The organism is Lachnotalea glycerini (assembly GCF_003201285.1).
In the GTDB taxonomy this organism is placed as follows: Bacteria; Bacillota; Clostridia; order Lachnospirales; family Lachnospiraceae; genus Lachnotalea; species Lachnotalea glycerini.
Map to the genome: position 1 here is coordinate 422,448 of NZ_QICS01000002.1, position 18,166 is coordinate 440,613.

Annotated in this window: 21 protein-coding genes and 2 tRNA genes; 20 read left to right on the top strand and 3 right to left on the bottom strand. The window is 32.2% G+C overall.

Annotated features, from left to right (window positions below; translation table 11 throughout):
- The first annotated feature begins 156 nt into the window (after positions 1–156).
- On the top strand, positions 157–1,245 hold the full coding sequence (locus C8E03_RS06310; protein WP_110290564.1) for a C40 family peptidase: 1,089 nt from the start codon (positions 157–159) through the stop codon (positions 1,243–1,245).
- A 90-nt stretch (positions 1,246–1,335) separates the two neighbouring features.
- Here the strand turns inward: C8E03_RS06310 and C8E03_RS06315 are convergent, their stop codons facing one another.
- The gene (locus C8E03_RS06315; protein WP_330410712.1) at positions 1,336–1,725 is read right to left on the bottom strand and encodes a putative ABC transporter permease; all 390 of its coding nucleotides are present in this window, start codon (positions 1,723–1,725) and stop codon (positions 1,336–1,338) included.
- 239 nt (positions 1,726–1,964) lie between these two features.
- Here C8E03_RS06315 and C8E03_RS06320 point away from each other — a divergent pair, with 239 nt between their 5' ends.
- The 15 genes from C8E03_RS06320 to rplT all read left to right on the top strand — a co-directional run bounded on the left by C8E03_RS06320 (position 1,965) and on the right by rplT (position 14,347).
- Positions 1,965–2,498, top strand: a complete 534-nt coding sequence (locus C8E03_RS06320) for a nitroreductase family protein (RefSeq protein WP_094379873.1) — start codon at positions 1,965–1,967, stop codon at positions 2,496–2,498.
- An 11-nt stretch (positions 2,499–2,509) separates the two neighbouring features.
- Complete coding sequence (pyrB, locus tag C8E03_RS06325) at positions 2,510–3,433, top strand: aspartate carbamoyltransferase (RefSeq protein WP_094379492.1); 924 nt, start codon at positions 2,510–2,512, stop codon at positions 3,431–3,433.
- A 56-nt stretch (positions 3,434–3,489) separates the two neighbouring features.
- Positions 3,490–3,915, top strand: a complete 426-nt coding sequence (locus C8E03_RS06330) for an aspartate carbamoyltransferase regulatory subunit (protein ID WP_110290565.1) — start codon at positions 3,490–3,492, stop codon at positions 3,913–3,915.
- 176 nt (positions 3,916–4,091) lie between these two features.
- Positions 4,092–5,255: a PQQ-dependent sugar dehydrogenase gene (locus tag C8E03_RS06335; RefSeq protein WP_242993419.1), complete on the top strand. Its 1,164-nt coding sequence runs from the start codon at positions 4,092–4,094 to the stop codon at positions 5,253–5,255.
- Positions 5,256–5,522: 267 nt separating this feature from the next.
- Entirely contained in the window at positions 5,523–5,768 is a 246-nt protein-coding gene (locus C8E03_RS06340) for a hypothetical protein (RefSeq protein WP_110290566.1), read from the top strand.
- A gap of 531 nt (positions 5,769–6,299) precedes the next feature.
- Positions 6,300–6,491, top strand: coding sequence for a hypothetical protein (locus tag C8E03_RS06345; protein ID WP_110290567.1), 192 nt, complete (start codon positions 6,300–6,302; stop codon positions 6,489–6,491).
- Between the two features lie 22 nt (positions 6,492–6,513).
- Positions 6,514–7,086, top strand: a complete 573-nt coding sequence (locus tag C8E03_RS06350; protein ID WP_110290568.1) for a GrpB family protein — start codon at positions 6,514–6,516, stop codon at positions 7,084–7,086.
- Between the two features lie 282 nt (positions 7,087–7,368).
- Complete coding sequence (locus tag C8E03_RS06355; RefSeq protein ID WP_110290569.1) at positions 7,369–8,034, top strand: hypothetical protein; 666 nt, start codon at positions 7,369–7,371, stop codon at positions 8,032–8,034.
- 1,038 nt (positions 8,035–9,072) lie between these two features.
- Positions 9,073–10,179, top strand: a complete 1,107-nt coding sequence (locus tag C8E03_RS06365; protein ID WP_094379486.1) for a GGDEF domain-containing protein — start codon at positions 9,073–9,075, stop codon at positions 10,177–10,179.
- A 104-nt stretch (positions 10,180–10,283) separates the two neighbouring features.
- Entirely contained in the window at positions 10,284–10,784 is a 501-nt protein-coding gene (locus C8E03_RS06370) for an SEC-C metal-binding domain-containing protein (RefSeq protein ID WP_094379484.1), read from the top strand.
- 127 nt (positions 10,785–10,911) lie between these two features.
- Entirely contained in the window at positions 10,912–12,066 is a 1,155-nt protein-coding gene (locus tag C8E03_RS06375) for a DEAD/DEAH box helicase (protein WP_094379482.1), read from the top strand.
- Between the two features lie 82 nt (positions 12,067–12,148).
- Positions 12,149–12,820, top strand: coding sequence for a PilZ domain-containing protein (locus C8E03_RS06380; RefSeq protein ID WP_094379480.1), 672 nt, complete (start codon positions 12,149–12,151; stop codon positions 12,818–12,820).
- A 357-nt stretch (positions 12,821–13,177) separates the two neighbouring features.
- Complete coding sequence (infC, locus tag C8E03_RS06385; RefSeq protein WP_094379478.1) at positions 13,178–13,672, top strand: translation initiation factor IF-3; 495 nt, start codon at positions 13,178–13,180, stop codon at positions 13,670–13,672.
- A gap of 88 nt (positions 13,673–13,760) precedes the next feature.
- Positions 13,761–13,958, top strand: coding sequence for a 50S ribosomal protein L35 (gene rpmI, locus C8E03_RS06390; protein WP_094379476.1), 198 nt, complete (start codon positions 13,761–13,763; stop codon positions 13,956–13,958).
- A gap of 32 nt (positions 13,959–13,990) precedes the next feature.
- Complete coding sequence (rplT, locus tag C8E03_RS06395) at positions 13,991–14,347, top strand: 50S ribosomal protein L20 (RefSeq protein ID WP_094379474.1); 357 nt, start codon at positions 13,991–13,993, stop codon at positions 14,345–14,347.
- Positions 14,348–14,580: 233 nt separating this feature from the next.
- Here the strand turns inward: rplT and C8E03_RS06400 are convergent, their stop codons facing one another.
- Positions 14,581–15,015, bottom strand: coding sequence for a hypothetical protein (locus C8E03_RS06400; protein WP_094379472.1), 435 nt, complete (start codon positions 15,013–15,015; stop codon positions 14,581–14,583).
- Between the two features lie 323 nt (positions 15,016–15,338).
- Here C8E03_RS06400 and C8E03_RS06405 point away from each other — a divergent pair, with 323 nt between their 5' ends.
- The gene (locus tag C8E03_RS06405) at positions 15,339–15,755 is read left to right on the top strand and encodes a hypothetical protein (RefSeq protein ID WP_094379470.1); all 417 of its coding nucleotides are present in this window, start codon (positions 15,339–15,341) and stop codon (positions 15,753–15,755) included.
- Between the two features lie 134 nt (positions 15,756–15,889).
- Here C8E03_RS06405 and C8E03_RS06410 read toward each other — a convergent pair whose 3' ends face one another.
- A complete protein-coding gene (locus tag C8E03_RS06410) occupies positions 15,890–16,177 on the bottom strand; it encodes a hypothetical protein (protein WP_094379468.1) in 288 nt (95 codons plus the stop codon).
- Positions 16,178–16,448: 271 nt separating this feature from the next.
- Between C8E03_RS06410 and C8E03_RS06415 the strand changes: the two genes are divergently transcribed.
- The 3 genes from C8E03_RS06415 to C8E03_RS06425 all read left to right on the top strand — a co-directional run bounded on the left by C8E03_RS06415 (position 16,449) and on the right by C8E03_RS06425 (position 18,085).
- Positions 16,449–17,624 (top strand): AI-2E family transporter, encoded by a 1,176-nt coding sequence (locus C8E03_RS06415; RefSeq protein WP_094379466.1) that lies wholly within the window; start codon positions 16,449–16,451, stop codon positions 17,622–17,624.
- 233 nt (positions 17,625–17,857) lie between these two features.
- Positions 17,858–17,942 (top strand) — tRNA-Leu (locus tag C8E03_RS06420).
- A 59-nt stretch (positions 17,943–18,001) separates the two neighbouring features.
- Positions 18,002–18,085: transfer RNA gene (locus C8E03_RS06425), tRNA-Leu, on the top strand.
- The last annotated feature ends 81 nt before the right edge of the window (positions 18,086–18,166 follow it).

Below are 18,166 nucleotides of genomic sequence, written 5' to 3' on the forward strand. Positions count from 1 at the left end.
CGTATATAATATTGTTATAATAAGCCTGTAATATATTTAACAATTATGTAACAACTAGAAGTAATCTATTTTTAAATGATGCTTATATAGATAAAGTTTAATAGTCATGTGATTTTAATTCCCATAAATCAAATAAGAGTATATCGGAGGTTTCTAATGAAGAAAATAGTGATTAAGGCAGCCAGTGTATGCGTTTTAAGTGCAGTGTTAGTAAATGGGTATAGTCTGGAAGCATATGCAAATGCGTTGAGTAGTACGCCAACTGCTGGAATAACAGTTGCTTTAGATAAATATTATGTAAGTGCACAGGATGGAGATTCTGTAGCCACAGAAATTGCATCCTTAACCGTACCGGAAGAGGAAGAATCCAGTAAAGAAGAAAAAACAGTGGAATCAGTTGTTAGTGGATATACAAATTTAGGAGTGGCTAATGTTGATACATACTTAAATATCAGGGAAGAGCCAAGTGAAGATGCAGAGATTGTTGGTAAATTGCCAAAGAATGCAGGCAGCGAGGTTTTAGAGGTATCAGAGGATGGTCAATGGTATCAGATTAAATCAGGTAAGGTAACCGGTTATGTTAAGGCTGAATATCTATTAACAGGTGAAGAAGCGAATGCAAAGGCTGAAGAAGTTAAGACAGTTATGGCTACCGTAAATACAACAACTCTAAAGGTTCGTATGGAGCCAAGTACAGAAGCAAAGGTTCTTACATTAATTCCAATCGAAGAAGAATTGGAAGTATTAGAGGATAATGGTGAGTGGGTAAAAGTTACGGTCGATTCAGATGAAGGATATATTTCAAAAGATTATGTTAATATTTCTTATGAGCTTCCAAAGGCTGTAACAATTACAGAATTAAAATATGGTGAAGGAGTGTCCGATGTCCGTGTATCTGTTGTTCAATATGCGAAACAGTTTTTAGGTAACCCATATGTTTGGGGTGGAACGAGTTTAACAAATGGTGCTGATTGTTCAGGCTTTGTTTTATCAATTCTTTCTAAATATGGAGTATCACTGCCACATTCATCGGCTTCACAGTCTACTATGGGTTCAGCAGTTGAATTAGGTAATGTTTTACCGGGAGATTTAGTATTCTATGGTAATGGAGGATCGGTTAACCACGTTGCTATGTATATCGGCGGTGGACAAGTTATTCATGCAAGCTCTGCAAGAACAGGAATAAAGATATCCAATATGTATTATAGGACACCGATTCGTGCCAGAAGATTTTTAAGTAACTAGTATATTAATCATTGTAATATTATAATGAAAGAGAGCGTCTCAACAGTCAGGTATGACTCAAGAGATGCTCTCTTATTTTGTGTTTTAATGTCAATGCTCCTTTAAATTGACTATTTTTTCAAAAATCAAACCAATAAAGAACCAAAGAGGAGCATAATCAAGTCGTATCAATCCCTTGATATTATATTTGCATCGGCTATAATCCCAAGGGCACATGTTGTGTTTGCATAAAAGATAGCCAGTTGCATATTCTGCTGTAAAAATAGACATCATATAAACAATACCACGTACTAAAATATTGTCATTTCGAATAAAACGATAAATGGGAGCAAACAAGGACGCCATGCCGTAAATAGGAAACATCCATATGGAGGTATTTCCTATAAGTTTCATATCGCGCCTTCTAAATTTTTCAAAGGCAGTCCATAAGATTTCTATGCACCAGCCAAAAATTCCGCAAATAATAAAATTCTTTTTCAAAATAAAAACTCCTTGTTTCAAGTAATGAAATAGCTTAATTACATTTTTCCCATTCATAGCAGATATATTCAATAAACATGTTTAGAGTACCTATAAGTTAGGAATTTCTTTTTATATTAGATTAATTAATAGTAATTTATTTTACTAGTAGTTGAATTTGTATAAGGTTTAGTATAGAATAATACAAGAAGTTTTAAGATGTAGTACAAACAAAATATTTTATATAGGAGGAATTCATGATGAATACAATTGAATGTATTAAATCCCGAAGGAGTGTCCGCAAATTTACAGATCTAACAGTTAGTCACAAAATTCTTGAACAAATCGTCGATGCAGCTTCTTTTTCCCCTTCTTGGAAGAATACTCAAATTTCCCGTTACGTAGTAATTGAAGATGATAAAATAAAACAAAGAATTATGGAATATGCTAATGAGCATAATAGAATAATCATTGCAGATGCAAAAACACTTGTTGTAGTTACCTATATTAAAAATCGAAGCGGCTATGAGCGAGATGGTTCATTTACTACGAAAAAAGGAGAGGGCTGGCAAATGTTTGACGTCGGTGTAGCTAGTCAAACCTTTTGTCTTGCGGCTCATGAGTTGGGAATTTCGTCTGTTATTATGGGGATTTTTGATGCAGTGGAGATCGCAAAGATAATTAATCTACCACAAGATAGAGAAGTGGGGGCACTAATTGCGATTGGATATGAAAAGGAACATCCGATTGCACCAAAAAGAAAATCAGTGAATGAGCTGATCGAGTACAAATAGGAGGAAGAGGAATGAGACATTTAATGAGTCCATTAGATTTTACTGTTGAGGAGTTAGATTACTTACTTGATTTAGCTAATGATATTGAAAAATATCCTGAAAAATATAAACGCGCCTGCGAGGGTAAAAAACTGGCTACCTTATTTTATGAACCTAGTACCAGAACTCGTCTTAGCTTTGAAGCGGCTATGATGAATTTGGGTGGCAATGTGTTGGGATTTTCCTCTGCTGCTTCAAGCTCTGCGTCTAAAGGAGAAAGTGTATCAGATACAATCAGGATGATTTCTTGCTATGCAGATATTTGTGCAATGAGACACCCGAAAGAAGGTGCTCCAGTAGTAGCCGCGTCCAAATCGTCTATTCCTGTTATTAATGCCGGAGACGGCGGGCATCAGCACCCAACACAGACAATCACAGATTTGCTTACCATACGTTCCCTTAAAGGGCGGCTTTCAGGCTTGACGATTGGACTTTGCGGAGATCTTAAATTTGGACGAACCGTTCATTCCCTAATCAATGCATTGGTTCGTTATGAAGATATAACCTTTGTACTAATATCACCGGAAGAGCTTAAAATACCGGACTATATTAGAGAAGATGTATTAATTCAAAACAATATCAAATTCAAGGAGGTAGAACGTCTGGAAGAGGTAATGCCTGAATTGGATTTACTTTATATGACACGAGTTCAAAGAGAACGCTTTTTCAATGAAGAGGATTACGTAAGACTAAAGGATCGTTATATATTGGATGCTAAGAAAATGGAGCTTGCAAGAGAAGATATGCTTGTGCTTCATCCACTGCCCAGAGTAAATGAAATATCTGTAGAAGTGGATAACGATACAAGAGCAGCTTATTTCAGACAAGTTCAATATGGTGTTTATGCAAGAATGGCACTTATTTTGATTTTATTAGAGATCAGTGTTGATGCATAAATTAAGTCATTAAATAAAAGTGACATAAATCTAAGTCAATTTGAAAAGGAGAAAATATGCTAAATGTAGGAAGTATTAATGAAGGTTTTGTGCTTGATCATATTCAAGCAGGAAAGAGTATGGAAATATATCATAATCTTCAACTGGACAAGCTAGACTGTTGTGTAGCTATTATTAAAAATGCACGTAGTAATAAGATGGGTAAAAAAGATATACTTAAGGTTGAATGTAGCATTGATATGCTGGATTTGGATATTCTTGGATTCATAGACCATAACATTACAGTAAATATCATAAAAGATGCCTCCATCGTTGATAAAAAGGAGCTAAAACTTCCAAAACAAATTGTAAATGTAATACGTTGCAAAAATCCGCGCTGCATTACTTCAATTGAGCAGGAGCTTGAGCAGGTTTTCTTATTGACAGATACAGAAAAAGAAGTGTATCGTTGCAAATATTGTGAAGAGAAATACGAAAGATAACTTTTGGAATAGTAAGTTTGCTGCAATGAATGTGAAGCTAGATTGTATTGTGGTATCTATGTTAAAACAGCTAATTAACTTATGATATACTTTAGTCTTCATAGCTATTAAATTAAAAGAATGAAAAGGAAAGAAATATAATAAAATGATACTAAAGATTAAAAAAGAGGAATAGGATGTATCATTTATTATTTACATTACTGGCTTGTCAAGTAATGTCTAATTTAAATACTCCACGTAAAAGTACGATGGATGTAGGAATTGAAAAAGCACAAGTAAATGAATTTCCATACGAAATAGAAGTAGTTGCAAACAATTTAAATATACCATGGGCCTTAGCAGTTGATAATAGAAATGATATTTATTTTACTGAGAGAATTGGTAATATTTGGATAATAGAAGAGGGGGAGCTTTATAACAAACCTCTTTATACGTTTGATTATCCCTTTCAAAGCACCAGCGAAGGTGGGCTTATGGGGATAGCACTAGATGAGGATTTTGAGAATAATGGATATTTATATGTGATGTATACTTATCGAGATCAAGGAAGATTAAATAATGCAATCGCCAGACTGGTAAGAACGAATCATGAGCTTATTTTTAATCAGGTTTTATTAGATAAGATACCTGGTGGGCGTACGCACAACGGAGGAAGAATAAAAATCGGACCGGATGGCAAGTTATACATTACAACAGGTGATGCCGAGGTTCCTGAGCTTGCTCAAGATTTAACAAGTATGGCAGGAAAAATTCTAAGAATTAATGTAGACGGTAGCATTCCGCTAGACAATCCATTTTCTAATTCACCGGTATACAGCTATGGCTTCCGAAATCCGCAGGGACTTGCTTGGGATACAAATGGAATACTTTATGCAAGTGAGCATGGAACAAATGCGAATGATGAGATTAACGTTATTGTTCCCGGTGGAAATTATGGATGGCCGAATGTGCAGGGAGATAAAACACAAGACGCAATCAGTATACAAATGCCACTACTACAAAGTGGTGAGATTACTTGGGCACCTTCCGGAATGGATTTTGCTAATCAAGGCCCGTGGAAAGGGAAACTGATGGTTGCTAACCTTAGAGGAGAACAATTGTTGGTAATTACAATATTTGAAACGGAAGAAGGAAATAAAGAAGCTTCAGCAGAGGGTTGGTTGTATAGAGAGTATGGACGTCTAAGAGATGTAGTCAGAGGAAATGACGGTTCTGTTTACATAGCCACTAATAATAGAGATGGCAGAGGTAATCCAAGATTTATGGATGATAAAATTCTACGACTTGTATTAACCGAAAAATTTAGTGCATCATTATCCAAGGGTAAATATTTTCAGTAATACAGATATTGTATATGAGTACAGGTTTATGATATTGTTCCTGAATTTAGCGAGTTTAAAACTTTATTAGAGAGTATTTATCAAAAAGATAAGAGGGAGAAGTAAAAGTGGAAGCATACTCATATAAATGAGTTAATTGGCGAATATGGCTTTAGTATCAGTAATACAAAGTCAAATTATATTACCACTTCACAAAATTATTGTACGGATATTATAGTTGAGTTTATATTAACAGATGTAGAGTATTCAGGCAAAATTCCAGATTCAATGGTAAATCATGAATACTTAAATTTATCAAATGTATCTAGTACAGTAATATCGGATTTTTATGATGAATATGAAACAAGAATCATTGAAATTTTACGAAGTAGTAAAGGCAAGGAAATAGAAGATATTTCATATTTGTTAGTACCTATTGGTGTTGATAATTTTGAGGTAAAGTTTGGTGAGAGAGCTGATTATAAAAAAAGGATTGAACTTGAAAAGTTAAAGGAAAGTTATAAAGTAATATAATAAGAATAAATTTTACTTGTAAAGTTATTCAGTTAGGTTCCTATAGAAATTCCAGCCTTTGTTGCTCATAATCAGATTGCCTATTTTATAACAGGGAGTTTCTTTTAAAAGAATTTGTGTAGCGGAATCATTAAATAACCAGTCGTCATGCCTGTTGTTTGAATTATAAACCATGATTATGAATATCATCATATTTTTTAGAAAGATATTTCTGATTGGGATAGAAGTTTTATTTCTTTTCATAGAAAAAACTATGGTTTTTAAAGAAGAAAAAGAGAACAAAGCTAATAATGACCATGGATACCACGATTTTTACTGTAAAGAACTTTAGAGGCAGATATCAATAACTATCTACATAAGTGAAGGTATCCAACACTTTAGGTTATTATCTTATTTTCTTGTATGATAACTTGAAAAGTAATAAAATGGTAACAAGGGAAATGTTGCAAAGGGGATAAAAAATAATTTAGTAGAACTTTATGCAGATTCCATAATTGGGGTCTGCTTTTTGATAATATGAAAGAGGTATGTATGATGCAAATAAATAAAGGATCTAAAATTGGTATTATACTTGAAGCTGTAGCAATGATGATTGGATTTGTATTTGTAATACGTTGCTGGCCAATTCCAGATTTTGTTATGTGGATTTTTGCAGGTGGAGGAATTATTGCAATTACATCAGCACTAGAGACAATGTTAAGAAGGACTAACTATAAGGAATGAATATAGATAAGGAGATACCTATATGCTAAAAAAGCTTTCAGAAATGAATATCGAAGAACTATGGGAGTTATTTCCAATTTATTTAACCAAACATCAAAATCACTGGAAAGAGTGGTATAAGGAAGAAGAAAAGATATTAAATAGTGTATTCCCCAAAGAGCAGGTTATGAGAATAAGCCACATTGGAAGTACGGCAATAGATAAAATATGGGCAAAACCTATTATTGACATTCTTTTAGAATGCCCTAAAGATAGTGATATAAATAATATAAAAGAGATTCTGACCCAGAATGGCTATATTTGTATGAGCCAAAGTGAGAACAAAATATCTTTAAATAAAGGATACACTGAATATGGCTTTGCAGAAAAGGTATTTCATATACATTTGAGATATATGGGCGATAACAATGAGCTATATTTCAGAGATTATCTAAATGAACATTCCTATGTTGCACAAGAGTATGAGCAATTAAAATTAAGTTTATGGAAGGAATACGAACATAATCGAGATGGGTATACGGATGCAAAGACAGAGTTTGTTTCAAAGTACTCAAAACAGGCAAGGTTGGAATACGGAGCTAAATATGAGGACTAAAATTTCAAGCAAGAGGATAGTATCGGAAGAGCTATGACTTTAAGTAATGTGGTGGAGGGCAACAAATGAGAGCGTTATCAAAGACTGATATAATACAAGGACTATATAAACTTGGATGATTAATTATTAATATTTAGAGCAGATAATTTCTTTATTAGGTTGTGTTAGAAGGTTATTTGACATGACCTAATAAATGCAAAGTGGATTGCGTCTTGATAGAATAATTTTACTTAAACTAAGAACATTTAATAATTATTGTGTATTACAAAGGAGATTTATATTTTGAAAAAACTTATTGACTGGATTAAAAACAATCTGCTAATATCAGTTTTATTTGCACTGATTGGAGTACCGTTATTAATACATATTATATATAAAATACCAGCTCCAAGTAATTTGTTTATTACAACGTGGAATGATGGAGCAGGTGAAATTTTATCTTATTATGGGATAGTGTTATCCTGCATAGCTACTTCGTATTTGACATATTTCGCTATACAGCAGTCTGGGAAAGCCAATGAATTAAGTGAAAGATTATTAAATATAGAAGAAATAAACAAAAAGGCATATATAAAGCTTAATCTTGAAGAAACAGAGTGTGGAGAACACAGAGGTCATCTAAATCTTTGTCTTGTGTTTGATAATATAACAGATGTTCCCATTGTAGAATTTTCATTTAGAGAAACAAATGAATGCTTAATTAAAACAGAACCAAATAGTGAATTTAATTTTGTTAATAAATTTGAATTTTTGCCAATTGATACTTTTAATAATATGCAAAATAAATTAAAAGAAAGTATGTTGATAAGATATTATGAAGATGATTATTGTATCTTTTCTTTCGAAGTTATTATAAAAGGGCTATACGGCTATGAAACAAAGCAAATCTTTACTTTAAATATTTGCGATGATAAAATATTGGATTGTTTAACAGATCAAATACTTTAAAACACTACTATCAGGGCGAGAGATAACCATATGGGAAGATGGTAAAGGAAAGTACCTTATGCGTATCTTTACAGAAATTTTGTAACTATGCAGGAGTAACATATAAATCCACTCATACGTGTAGAAGAAGCTATGTTACAACCTGTCTTGACAATGACATGAAACTAGCACAGGTTTCGGCAAATGTAGGGCATAAGAATAAGAGTACTACATTGAATACCTATTATAAGTGCAAGAATAATTATGAAGATAATATGGAAATACAGAATAAAATATTTATTTTGTTTATCTATATCTTGCATATCATGACTATTGAAAAAATCTTCAAAATTGCATTTAGATAAAGAATATATATCATCTTGTGACATTTCCTCCACTATTTTTGATTTCTCAAACAAATCATAAAGTCTAGATTTTCCTAGTGCTTTTGCTATTAAAATTAATACATTTTGTTCTTTTTCATTCTTAATTTCAGTAATTTCAATAAGCTTGTATTCCAACATTAAAGAGCTATATAGACAAGCTAAGAAAGAAAGCACCAATAACAAAAAAATGTCAGATAGTAGTAGTTGTTAATTATGTTGATTTTAGTACAGGTCATTTTGCACCAAGTAAGAATTTACAACAGTTGGCAACACCTGAAAAGTGAGTAAAAAGAATCGTTTTGAGAGTAATAAAAAATTGAAATACTTGTCTAATCCCCTATAAATGGGCAAACAAATACCTCCCCACTGACGCCTTTGCCAGTGAGGAGGTACAAAAGGGGAGGATAAGTATTTCTTTTTCTTTGGTGTGATGATTAACAAAGGGGGATTTGATAATCACCTAGAGCATACGCAATAATCTTTTGATGTTTGTATCAATAAGATTATTAATATTATTGCTCAAAATTTGAATCTTATACATAAAAACCAAAATATTTTTAATTATAAATGGAACTTATTGCCAAAAAGTATGAATGTGATATAATCATTATGATTTATATTATTTAAAATATATTTGTGGACTCAAAATCAATATCAAAAGGAGTTGCCAATTTTGAAGATACCAGTGACAATAAGTACAGATATATTTGCAATATCTGCGTTACTTTTTACAATTTATTTAACCCAAAAAAATATGTTAATCAATACTTACAAAACAAAATATTATCTCAAATCAGCCTGCATCGTTTGCTTGGTATTAATACTTGAGATTTTTGATACAATTCTTGGACACGCTGACTCAAGATATTATATAATTCACATGTTATTAAATATAGTTGGTTTTTCTATCAGCCCCTTGGCACCGATGTATTTATATTTTTTACATAATGAAAAAAAAGTAAAGCATAATAAGTGGATTTATACGCCATTTATTATTATATTTATTCTATCCTTAACAACCTGGAAGACTGGATGGCTATTTTATATATCAGAAAATAATGAATATATACGAGGAACTTATTTTGAAATATATCCAATTTGTATGCTTATATGTTTTGGAATGCTGGTATATTCTGATTTCGCGAATTATAACCAATATGATAAGGACGAAAGACGATTTTTATATTCACTTTATTCGCTGATTATTGCAGGAACAGCATTGCAGTTGTTATTTCCTGAATGGCTTCTGATCTGGTCAAGTATTAGTATGTCCTTGTTACTATATTACATTTTTCTCAGAGAATTGCAATTTAAGCATGATCCCATGACAGGTATATACAATCGCTTTGTTTTTCAAAGAGAACTAAATCGTGTAAAATGTATTGAAAATACTGCTGTTATTGTGATTGATATTAATAACTTAAAAATGATTAATGATGAATATGGACATGCACTTGGTGATGATATGATTACGAAAGTGGCACAAACCATTGATGGATGCTTTACTTCTTTTGGAAGAACCTTTCGAACAGGAGGCGATGAATTTTGTGTTGTATATGAGGAAGCAACCGCTGAGGTAATTGAGAAGCAGCTTATCAGATTGGATGAGATGATTCATGAAATAAGCATAAATTTTATGATAAAAATTGCAATTGCACACGGATATTGTATCTATCAAACTAAAATAATGAAGGACATTTACGAGGCATATATAATAGCAGATCAAAGGATGTATGAAAATAAGGCAATATTTAAATCAAAACATAAAAAGCATCAGTAATTTAACATTTTAACTATAAAAACAAAAAATACTTTGAAAAATTATTCAAAGTATAATATACTATACCTATCTTAAAACATTAAGGAACAAAGGATGGTATAGAAATGGGATTATTACAAACTTGGAGAGAAACAGCATATTCACAGAATATGAGCAAACAGGAAAGCGACCAGTTATGGGGAGCATATTTTAAAATAGAGCAGGGGATTTACAAACAGATTTTAGCAAATCCATCTGAGGTTGTAGAAGGAACAGTGAAGGAGTTAGCTGAAAAATTTAATACAGATATCATGACAATGGTTGGATTTTTAGATGGTATTAATGAAAGTTTAAAAACAGAGAATGCGATTGAAGAGATGACCGAAGATACGAAAGTCAGTCTTGATTATGATTGTGAAAAGTTATATTATAACATGGTTGAGGCGAAAGCAGAATGGTTATATGATCTTCCAGAATGGGAGGTACTTTTAACACCTGAAAAGCGAAAAGAATTATATAAAACACAAAAGGCTTCCGGTACAATTGTAAAAGGACATAAGGTAGGAAGAAATGATCCATGTCCATGTGGAAGCGGTAAGAAGTATAAGAAATGTTGTGGTAAATAATTGGAACAATTTTTTAGCTGACTGAGTATTAATTACAGGAAAAGGGCTTTGTCCACTTGATTCATTCATAAATATGAAAGTGGCTAAGTCCTTTTTGAGGCAGGTATCAAATTGCGTGGAGGAAAGAATGGATTTTAGAGAGTTTGGATTAGATGAAGCAATGATAAATGCATTAAATAAAGAAAAGATAATAAAGGCTAACGAAGTGCAGCAGGCGGTATTTGAATCGGATGAAAATAAGGACTTAATTGTGCAGTCTGAAACAGGTTCGGGGAAAACACTGGCCTATTTGCTTCCAATCTATAAGAAGCTAGTGCCAATAGAAAAAGGGATGCAGGCACTGATTCTTGTTCCTACACATGAACTGGCCATGCAGGTAAAAAGACAGGTGCAGTCTCTGTCTAAAAATTCAGGATATCCAATACAGGCAGCTGCAATAGTTGGTGATGTTAATATAAGCAGGCAGATAGAAAGTTTAAAGGAAAAGCCGCAGATAGTCATCGGCACAACAGGCAGAATAATCGAATTAATCAAAAAGAGGAAAATTACTGCACATACAATTCGAACAATTGTAATTGATGAAGCAGATAAAATGCTTGATAAGAATAACATAGATGGTGTAAAGGCCGTATTAAAATGCTGTATGAGAGATACGAAAATAGTAATGTTTTCTGCCAGCATGTCAAATGAAGCAATCCAAGAGGGACAAAAAATTCTTAAGGATCCTCTTATCATTCAATTAGCAAGTAATAAAAAAACTTCTATACCCACAAATATAAAGCATATTTATTTTGTGGTTGAAAGACGAGATAAGCTTGAAATGCTTCGTAAACTGGCAAGCAGTATGAAACCAGAGAAAGCTATGATATTTGTCAATAAGCAGTCTGATATTGAGGAATTAACTCAAAAGCTTCAATACCATCATTATAATGCAGAATGCATTCATGGTGCCAATATAAAAAAGGATAGAAAAAAGGTAATTGATGATTTTAAAAATAATCGTCTTCAATATCTTATCGCTACTGATATAGCTGCCAGAGGTCTGCATTTTGAAGGCGTAAGTGCAATTTATCATATCAGTATTCCTGAAAATCAAAATGATTATCTTCATCGGGCTGGTCGGACTGGCAGAAATCAAGAACAAGGTCTGAGTGTTCTTATTGTAACAAAACAAGAGCTTGTATTGATCAATAAATATAAGAAAGAGTTTGGAATTGAAATTGAACCTTATCAGATATACAAAGGAAAAATAGTGGCCTGCAATAAAGCTAAATTACTATAATTAGAAAGTAAGACATGATATAATAACGTTAAATATCAAATACAGTACTATTGTAGGAGGGAAGAAAAGGAGAAGACCATTTATGAAACTGGTTGATTTAGCAGAAAATACAAAATTGCAAATCGAAGTATCCTTTAAGGGTAGTAAGTTGTTTTATGAAACACAGGTTAAGCTTACAGCTCATGAAGGGGTGTTTATTGCCCCGATTAGGCAGGATGATAAAATGATTGATTTTAACGCCGGAAATCTTATGATAAATGTCACTGCAGATATAGATGGAACGCAGCCTATACTATGGAGAGAATGTACAATTAAAGCAGTGAAATACAAAAAAGAAGTATTTCATATGATTACATCAAAAAGGGGCGGCTTGCAGGTTAACAGAAGAGGCAGATTTCGAATTGATATGGGATATACGGGAACTGCCCGGGTTGGATTTAATAAAGGAACTTTAAACGTAGTGGTACATGATATCAGCGGAAGCGGTTTTTCTTTTACAACGGAGAAAAATTTGGAAGACTTAAATGAAGAGGTACATATCGTTTTTATAGATACAGATAATGATACGAGGTTTAATTTGATAGGAAAACTTGTAAGAAAGCAGGAATGGAACAATAATAGATTTTTATATGGTTGCAAGTTTCAAAATATAAATAAAATGGTGGAATATTACATAGCCAAGAAGCAAAGAGAAATAATCTCTTTGAATTCTATTAACAAAAAGAATATTATTGAATTGAGAGATGAAAAATAATATTATTCTATTGACATAATTTTATAAGTATGTTAGAGTATTAGATGTTGTGAAATAAAAGAAAGCAGAGTATCCGCTCTCACCTTAGCACTTGAGTGACTAATGGTTCATATTTGGAAATTAATGTTGTGTATTAATGGATAATTAAGGTGGATAACTATGCAGTTATTCACTTTTTATGTATACAAAGAGTCCTTTTAACGCATATAGGTATATTTGACTAAGGTTGCAATAACTAGTTTGTTTTTCTATCAACAGCTGGTTGTATAATAAAAGCTTTATAATAAATAGAAACGTAAATGTCAACGGCATTTGTCTGTTGCAAATTCATGGAGGTGCACAGTTATTAGCGAATTAATGATTAACGAACAGATCAGAGATAAGGAAATTCGTTTGATCGGGGAAGACGGAGAACAATTAGGAGTTATGTCAGCAAAGGATGCTCTAAAGCTGGCAAAGGAAGCAGAGCTTGATTTAGTCAAAATAGCGCCTACAGCAAAACCACCAGTATGCAAGATTATTGACTATGGTAAGTACAGATATGAATTAGCTAGAAAAGAAAAAGAAGCAAAAAAGAAACAAAAGACCATAGACATTAAGGAAGTACGTTTGTCTCCTAATATTGATGGAAACGATTTAAAGACAAAAGTAAATGCAGCTAGAAAATTTATTGAAAAAGGTGACAAAGTAAAAGTGACCTTGCGTTTTAGAGGACGTGAAATGGCTCATATGAATGCAAGCAGGCATATTTTGGATGATTTTGCAGAACAACTATCAGATATCGCGGTTGTTGAAAAGCCTGCTAAACTTGAGGGTAGAAGCATTATGATGTTCCTGACTGAAAAACGTTAAGATAGATATTTTTAAAGTAAAGAATTATCGTCACTTAGTGGCAATAAGATAGATAATTAATTATGACAATTATTAAGGAGGAAATATTATGCCAAAAATAAAAACTAGTAGAGCAGCAGCTAAACGTTTCAAAAAAACAGGTACTGGAAAATTAAAAAGAATGAAAGCATACAAGAGTCATATTTTAACTAAAAAATCTCAAAAGAGAAAAAGAAATCTTAGAAAAGCTGTTATAACTGATGCTACTAATGTAAAAAATATGAAAAAAATCTTACCTTATTTATAGGATTTAAATAGAGTAAAGGAGGAAATCGACAAATGGCAAGAATTAAAGGCGGAATGAACGCTAAGAAAAAGCATAATAGAGTATTAAAGCTAGCTAAAGGATATAGAGGAGCTAGATCAAAACAGTATAGAGTAGCTAAACAGTCAGTTATGAGAGCATTAACAAGCTCATATGCTGGAAGAAAGGAAAGAAAGAGACAATTCAGACAGTTATGGATTGCCAGAATCAATGCAGCAGCTAGAATCAACGGATTATCATACAGTAAATTTATGTATGGTTTAAAATTAGCTGGTGTTGAAATGAATAGAAAAATGCTATCCGATATGGCAATCAATGATGCTGAAGGTTTCGCAACCTTAGCAGAGCTTGCTAAATCAAAATTGGCTTAGTGTAAATTGGAGTCCTTGGAAACCTAGTGTTTTCAAGGGTTTTTTATTTTCAAAATAGTATAAAAAAAGTAATTTTCGAGAGGTATGCATTGTTCATTATTTTTAGGAATCAGCAACTTTGCACGTTACCATAGAAAGGTCTCTTCTATCAATTTAAAAAGCACCCCAAATTGAAATCAATTTCAATTTAAGGCGCTGTTATCGTAATAATCAACTTAGTTGTTAGCCTATTTTTAAACTATATATTTACCATAATAGCTAATAGTTGAATAGCCGGCGCTAACTGGCTTATCAACCCGGAAAATTACTCTACATGTCTTATTTATTTTTTTCTTACTTTTGTTAAATATTACAGATCCCTTTGTTGTCGGATAACTGATATTGATTGTTACCGATTCAACATCATTCCATATAAAACTATTTTTATCGTCTCTTTCCTGCAGAATAAAGGTTGCTTCCGTTATATTTCTTACCGTACTAGGCATAATTTCATAAGTACAGGTGATTGCTCCTTTTTCACAATAAAATAAATCGCTTACTGAATCTGTATTATTGAATGAGCACTTTAAAACTGTACTCCACCATTTGCTGGTGGTTGCCGCTTGCGTTGTAAACGAATTTGCCATCAATAACATAATACACATAAAAACACTTATTAATTTCTTCATTTGTGTCCCTCCATTTTATAATCTGTTTTATAGTTGATTTATTACATAAATATTTTAACGCTAGTATCTTTCAATGTAAAGTCACATAAAGTGACAACAAATTAATTGATTCACTGTCACACAATTTTTGTTCTACTTGGATATTCATTACAAGGCAATCTGTAAGGTCTTCTTCTATCGTATAATCTTCCTACTATCTTTTAAAACACGAACTTATCTTTAATGAATAAATATTATCAATTTTAAAAGTTGACTTATATAGACAAAATATATATACTGTAATTGAAACTAAAAATAGACGGAATTGAAAAGGGGGAAATCAAATGAATAAAAAAGTGACTCACTTTTGTATTGCATTATGCTTACTGTTTGTAATGTCAAGCTCTACAGTATTTGCCAAAGGTGCTGGGGAAGAAAGTTTCAGGTGGTATATTACGAATAAGGACAGAATAGTACATAATGCAAGCTCAACAAGTAGTAATGCAGCTATAGATGGGAAGATTAGAATTAAACAAAACGACGATCCAGATGGAAAACCATATATAATTGAGATATATGATATTCATATACAAAGCATCAAAGTTAACGCAAGTGAATATAATTATTTAGCAGAGTATTGGGATGATGATGACCAGAATACAATCGAGTTGTCTGTGGCAAGAGGTAATAAAGACGTAGGTTATATTCGTTTTCATGTGACTAACGATGGGAGATTATTAGTTACTCATCATAATTATTGATTTTAATTTAATCAATTATTTTTCGTATTATTATAAATATACTTTCATTTCATACATCAAAACCCCTTGAAGTTTTTCAAGGGGTTTTGTCTTGGCAAAAAAAGCACAACCTTTTAATTTCATATAAAACCAAATTAAGTCATAAAATTACCGAATTTTTTTACTTTAGGTGCCAAAGCATACATAAGAGTTTCTAAATCCTTTTCATCCATGTCATTGATTTGTAAAAGGTCTTTTACTTCAGAAGCTGGTTTATCAAGAAATGCAAGAACAGCACTGGCTTCATAACCTTGTATAGGACTGGTTCCATTTTGAGAGCAGGTATAGTTGACGATGTCGTTCATTAATTTACGCTCCTTATCAATCCAATCTTTTTCCCGGTCTTGCATAAATGCTTTTTGTAGTTCTTTAATGGTATCCATAAAAGTGTATCAACTCCCTTCTTTCACTATTAGTATATTTTGTCACTAAAAGTCAATTGTGTCAATATATAGAAATATATATTAATAAAAAAATAAATATATTTATAAAAAATTATTCTTTATTTTTAAAAATAAATGAAATAATTAAATAAGTTTGCATTTGGAATAATTTTGTAGTAATATCAAAATACTTTAATATACAAATCTATTAAGATTGAAAGTTTTACAAATGTAAGTATATTAAATCAAGCAGAGTATAGGAGGATATTACATGAAGATAGATAGAGATGAAAAGTTGTTTAAATATTGTGTCTATGCAACCTTAACAGCCTTATCAATTTATATCGCTATTTCTATTATGGGAAACATAGGAATTATAATAAAAGGTGTAACTAAGATAATCGGAATTATTATGGCTTTATTAAAGCCCTTGCTAATTGGATTAATTATCGCTTATTTATTATATCCAGCTACCAGAAGCATAGAAAAATTTTTAGAAAGAAAAAGGTTCTTTAAGAAAAGTAATACCAGAAGAGTGTTTAGTATTGCACTGGTATATATTGCTATTATAGGAATTGTAATTGCTATTTTATATGGTATTTATATTATGATTGGCGGTCAAGTTTCAAGAAATACAAGAATATCCAATATATTACTTTATATTACCGATTATATGAACAATAACCAATTCTCAACGCAGGCAATTGAAAGCAAGCTAGATAGCCTAAATATTCAATTACCTGAAAATATAAACAGTACCATAGCCAATGTATTGTCATCGCTGCAAGACTATATTATGTCAAGCATTGGCAATGTTGCTAATTCAATTATAACTTTTGCTAATAATATTTTATCCTTTTTCATATCTATCATATTAAGTGTATATTTGATAAAGGATATAGAGTACTTTAAAGAACTGTGGAATAAAATTTACTATTTTATATTCAGAAAGAGTAGAGTAGGAAAAGGCGTCAAAGAGTGTGGTGAAATTGTTAACAAAACATTTTCTAATTATATAAAGGGACAATTACTAGATGCATGTATCGTAGGGGGACTATCTGCAATTGCCCTTGCAGTTATTGGAGTAGATTATGCAATTGTAATCGGTATTATATCAGGAATCTGTAATATGATACCATATGTGGGTCCTATGGTTGGAACAGTTTTGGCAGCTGTTATGGGATTGTTAAGTGGAGAGCCAATTATGGTTTTATGGGCAGTCATTGCAATGTTGGTTGTGCAGCAGATAGATAATAATCTAATTGCACCTAAGATAGTTGGAGACAGCGTTGGTCTGCATCCTGTATTTACTATGATTGCTATTATAATTGGAGGTAATATCGGTGGGCTACTTGGAATGCTGGTTGCCGTTCCACTTACCGCTTCAATTAAAATTTTGCTAGGCAAATGGTATAACCAATATGTAGATTATGAAAGAGAAGAATAGGTTGAAAGAAATGAGAGTGGTTCCTTTAGAATCACTCCTATTTCTTTAAGGCATTTTCGTCATTGAGAATTAATCTTATATTTAAAAAATAAATTTAGGATCATACTTATATTTAAATAATAAATTAAGGATTGACAAATTACTCTATCTTTTATATAATACTAAATGTTCGATGCACAAATTAGAGAGTAATTCAATTCTTCTGTTTTGATGTATCAGAAACTGAAAAGCAGGCAGTTGTGGCGGAATTGGCATACGCGCTAGACTAAGGATCTAGTCTGGGATAACTGGGTACGGGTTCAAGTCCCGTCAACTGCATTAAAGTAAGAGGTCTTGTATGTATTTGCAAGACTTTCCTGCTTTTGTATAATGTATTTGCACAAGTGGCGGAATTGGCAGACGCGCAGGCTTCAGGTGCCTGTGGTAGCAATATCGTGTGGGTTCAAGTCCCATCTTGTGCATAAAAGAGGGTGTAGTAATATGCTCTCTTTTTTTGAATCATAGAATATAACATAACGGTAACAACTATTAATCATTGCTCG